General features: G+C 34.9%; 5 protein-coding genes and 1 pseudogene. 2 read left to right on the top strand and 4 right to left on the bottom strand.

Going from position 1 to position 4282, the window contains the following annotated elements; genetic code table 11:
- Nucleotides 1-609: 609 nt before the first annotated feature.
- The 3 genes and pseudogenes from FC89_RS12815 to FC89_RS01635 all read right to left on the bottom strand — a co-directional run bounded on the left by FC89_RS12815 (nt 610) and on the right by FC89_RS01635 (nt 2154).
- A pseudogene (locus FC89_RS12815) lies at nt 610-820 on the bottom strand (hypothetical protein).
- Between the two features lie 368 nt (nt 821-1188).
- The gene (locus FC89_RS01640; protein WP_057870810.1) at nt 1189-1554 is read right to left on the bottom strand and encodes a hypothetical protein; all 366 of its coding nucleotides are present in this window, start codon (nt 1552-1554) and stop codon (nt 1189-1191) included.
- A 12-nt stretch (nt 1555-1566) separates the two neighbouring features.
- Nucleotides 1567-2154 (bottom strand): site-specific integrase, encoded by a 588-nt coding sequence (locus tag FC89_RS01635; protein ID WP_057870809.1) that lies wholly within the window; start codon nt 2152-2154, stop codon nt 1567-1569.
- A 94-nt stretch (nt 2155-2248) separates the two neighbouring features.
- Between FC89_RS01635 and FC89_RS01630 the strand changes: the two genes are divergently transcribed.
- Together FC89_RS01630 and FC89_RS01625 are read left to right on the top strand one after the other, a co-directional pair.
- A complete protein-coding gene (locus FC89_RS01630; RefSeq protein ID WP_010579598.1) occupies nt 2249-2509 on the top strand; it encodes a type II toxin-antitoxin system Phd/YefM family antitoxin in 261 nt (86 codons plus the stop codon).
- Nucleotides 2502-2816, top strand: coding sequence for a Txe/YoeB family addiction module toxin (locus FC89_RS01625; RefSeq protein WP_007127120.1), 315 nt, complete (start codon nt 2502-2504; stop codon nt 2814-2816). The genes FC89_RS01630 and FC89_RS01625 overlap by 8 nt, the downstream gene beginning before the upstream one ends.
- A gap of 178 nt (nt 2817-2994) precedes the next feature.
- On the opposite strand, the gene FC89_RS01620 is transcribed toward FC89_RS01625, so the two are convergent.
- A complete protein-coding gene (locus FC89_RS01620) occupies nt 2995-4104 on the bottom strand; it encodes an Abi family protein (RefSeq protein ID WP_057870808.1) in 1110 nt (369 codons plus the stop codon).
- Nucleotides 4105-4282 lie beyond the last annotated feature (178 nt).

The following is a 4282-nucleotide window of genomic DNA, read 5'->3' as shown; positions in this document are numbered from 1 at the left end:
TACTTGATAAACAGACAAAAGGTACTTGATAAACAGACAAAAGGTACTTGATAAACTTCTGTAAGTCTTGGGAGAGTAAGGCTCAGGAGGGGTCTAAAAGAGGTTTAAAAGAGGTTTATAAAAGAGGTATAAAAGAGGTACCACTGTACGAGATCCAAACCTAAAACAAAAAACACAAAAGAGTAAGCCAAAAACTAGCTCACATTAAACTCCAGTCGCACAGCTCCTTGCGCCTCACGCTGTTCGTTGCCTAAAAGGTGTGGCAAGCCACATTAATTCGGGCGCTGACGCCCCGAACCCCGTCCAAGCTGAGCCAGCTTGACCGCTTTTTCACTCGCCGTTAGGCAGGAAAGCAAAGTTTTGTAGAAACTTTGGCTTTCGCCATTCCAGTGTTAAGACTGGTTAAGAGCTGTCAATTCCTTATGCTCCCACGCTGCGCTCGTCCGCTACCATTGACAGCAAATAGTTAGCTTTTCTAAAACTTGATAAAGATTTAACTGCTATGTTTCTTTTTAAGGGTCTTATTTTTCGTTTCTAGCGATTTTAAGGCTATTTATATATATTTATACCAAAGCCAAAATAAAAAGCCCTCAGGGAGCTTTTAGAGGGCTAGATTACGAAACCTGGTCGATTAATAATATCTTCTTGTCTTTTTTGCAAAATATAAGTGTATAAGGAATTATACAAACTCTTTTTGATTTCGTCGGATTCATTGAGAAAAGCTTCAAACAACTCTTGAATATCAACTTGCCAAGGATCAACGAGCATTTCATCAATTAGTTTTAATACTTTTTTCGTCCATTTTAATTACTCCTAACATCAAAATAATGATTTCAGTTTAGATACGCAGTTCTTACAGTTAGTTATTCAAATTTTGTTGCCAGGTTTATGAAGATTCTCTGCATAAAGCAATTAAAAATTTTGGTTGAAAGCAGCGGGAACCGCAACACTTTTTAAGTATCTAAAGCATAACAAACTTAGTTAAGTGCAAGTATAAATTGAATTAAAAATACATTCAGTTTAACAACAGCAAAAACTGATTTTATGGTTATCAGTAGACCGAGTGAAACGAGGTCAATGCGCACTTACACCCTTGACACTTGTCAAGGGTAGATTTAATACCCATTTCGATGGGTATTATTTGTATTAGAAGGCTAGCGCCAACTATAAAAAGCCTAGAGCTAAATATCAAGATTGATCAATCACATTACGAAGGATCCAATGACTATAAGCAAGACGAGCACCGGGAGTTATTACCCAAGGGTGATTAATTTCGAAAATTTGAATTTCAGTTGCTAAGTAAAGTGGCGTCTTACCATGATTAAAAGCAAAAACGGGTTGCGGAAAATCAGGCTTACTAGCAACTTGATGAACACTTTGACGAGAGTTCATCTGCCAACGAATTTTTAAGTCTTCACGCGACAATAATTGGGGTAGCTGTTTTTTTTCAACTTGAGCTTGTTGTTGCAACTTTTGTGTAAAGGCTTGTTTAGTCTTGTTTTGATGCCAATCATCAAAAAGATCATACTTGTTTGATTTAAAATCTAAATCCATAAAGCCAGCCTCCTAACCAAAATCAATTTGATCCAGCATCGTTTCGGTACTAGCCTGGTCTAAGCCTAAATAAGCTAAAGTCATGGTTTCACTTGAATGATTTAATAAGTGCATGACTAAGCCAATATTGTAATTGGATTGCGTATAAACGCGATAAGCCCCAGTTTTGCGCATAGTGTGGGTACCAAGGTAATTAATACTTAAAAGATCGCCGACTTTGCTCATGATTTTGTAGAACTGTTTTTCCGTGATATGTCGCTCTGGGTGCTGAATCGAGGGAAACAACCAGTCAGAAACCAAATGGTTTTCTTGCAACCAAGCTTGATAGGCTAATAAATCAGTCTGCACGGGTTTTAAGTAGAGCAGGTTAGCTTTACCAGTCTTTTGGTCGTGGATAAATGCATTCTGACACACGGTGCCGTTTTCGTTAAAGACATCTATCCAACGAAGCTTCATAACGTCGCTGACACGTAACAAGGTCGCTTTGCCCACTTGAAAGATGGTGTAATTGCGCCGGCCAGCTTTAAAATTATGAAGCAAGGTGTCTTGTACCTCTTTGAGAACGTTAGAGTCTTTGATGGGTAGGACGATTTGTTGCATAAGTCATAATCTCCTTTGACGATATAATAGACTATAATTGACGTACGCTATCATGTACGCTTATAATATTAGATAAGTTGAGGAGGGGAATCATATGGAAAAAATTATTAATCCAACTACAGCACGAACCAATCTATTTTCACTTATCAAAAACGCTAATCGGGACTCCCAACCTGTTATTATTGCAGGATCTAATGACAGCCGTAGTGCCGTTTTGATTGGAAAAAAAGACTATGACGCATTACAGGAAACCATGAACTTAATGATGAATGGTCAAATTCAAGCTACCTTAAGCCGTAAAGATGATGAATCGGTTGATTTAGACGAAATGATCAAAGAAATTGATCATGAGTAATCGTTGGAAAGTAAAAATAAAATCATCAGCTAAAGGTGATTTAAAAAAAGTTTTAAGAAGCCCATTACGTCAGTCATTTGAAGAAATAAAAAATGTATTGGAATCTGATCCATATAAACCAATACAGTCATTTGAAAAATTAACACCACCTGCGGCTGGTTACTATTCTCGAAGAATAAATGGACAGCATCGCGTCGTTTATACCATTGATAAAGTAACTAAAATAGTCGAAATCTATTCATGTTGGGCCCATTATGAAAGTGGTAATCTTGAAATGAGCGGTAAATCTAATTCCCGGAAAAACTAGTGACTTAATATGCGTTATAAATCAAATATTATAATAAATAGCCCCCAACATCTAAATTATAGATGTTGGAGGCTATTTTAACAATGTTTTTGAGGGGTTATTTGTTAGTAATGGCCCCAAGCACTGAGAAGGAGAGAAGGTATTGTTTTTTTGTTGGAAATTGGTATTTATATAGAATCTAGCTAATCTTAATTTCGAGTATATTTTTCCAATTTGTAGGAAAGTAATATCTAGGAGCTAAATTAAGGGCTATTACACTGTGACTTTTAATCTTTTTATCTAATTTTGATATAAAGATGTTCCATCTATCTATTTCTGGTATAGGTAATTTAGAATAAAAAATTTTCATAGCCAATAACCCTACGAATAAGAAATGTTTTGTCTTGTCTATGATAAGTGTATTTTCTTTTTCTGGAAATATGTCCATAAATCCAGTAATAATAAATTTTTCAACTTCTTCGTCTAATTTCATACTGTAAGTAAAGGTTGTGCCTAATACACTTGAATTATGGTATACAGCATTCCTAAGGATAACTAATCCTTGGCATAATGAATAAATTGAGGAAGGTTGTGCATCGATTAAGCACTTACTAGAATCAAAAACTAAATCTTTATTTAACAGTGGGAGAAGCAAAGATATAGAGCCAAAAGTTAAGTTGTCTAATAAAATCCAAATTGGCAAATGACCATTATATTTTCTAAATAATTTGCTTAAAGACGGTCTCTTGTTTCGTATGTCAAGCATTGTTTCTATAGAGAAAGCTAACCAGTTTTTGACCTTATCTTTTTTGTTTTGTCGCCATATTTTTGAGTCTATGTTTTCATATATAAAAGCATTGTTGTTATTTTCAAAACTAATGATTTCTTGAGATAGGCGATTTTTTAGTACTGTTTCTATACTTGGCATAAGTCGAGTAATAGAAGTTCTCAGATATCTATCAATACTATAAATATCAAAAAGTTCTGTAAAGGAAATTGGGGTGTCATTAAGTGCGAAGGCGGATAATCTACCGTACCCTGCGTAGGGGATAATAGATTGTGCGAATGTTTCTTCTTCCTCGGTAAATGTTATAGTATGATGTTCTTTTAGCAGAGCTATTAATTCATCTGTAGTTAGTGGTACAGGGGGATCCAGTATGATTTGTTCTTTTTTATAGAAAGTATCTAGAGGAAATGTTTTTACTTCAGGTATAATACATGTTTGGTCCTCTAGTATAACCTGTTTATGTTGTTTTAATTTTTTAATATTATTGTAAGTTAATTGTAAGTTGTGATTTTTATCAGCCATGTTCTTTTCTCCTAAAAAAAAGGCCAGCTACGCCCGATTGTTTCCAATCGCCCAGCTGACATCAGTTAAGTTAATGGTAACATTGATACCTAGGGTGTCAAAAAAAATGATTAGTATATAAAAACATTAATAAAATTAGCACAAATTGCCTTTAAAGGCAATTTGTGCTAATTTTATT

This window comes from Liquorilactobacillus ghanensis DSM 18630, from assembly GCF_001435235.1.
GTDB lineage: Bacteria > Bacillota > Bacilli > Lactobacillales > Lactobacillaceae > Liquorilactobacillus > Liquorilactobacillus ghanensis.
This window is presented reverse-complemented; position numbering and strand designations above follow the sequence as displayed.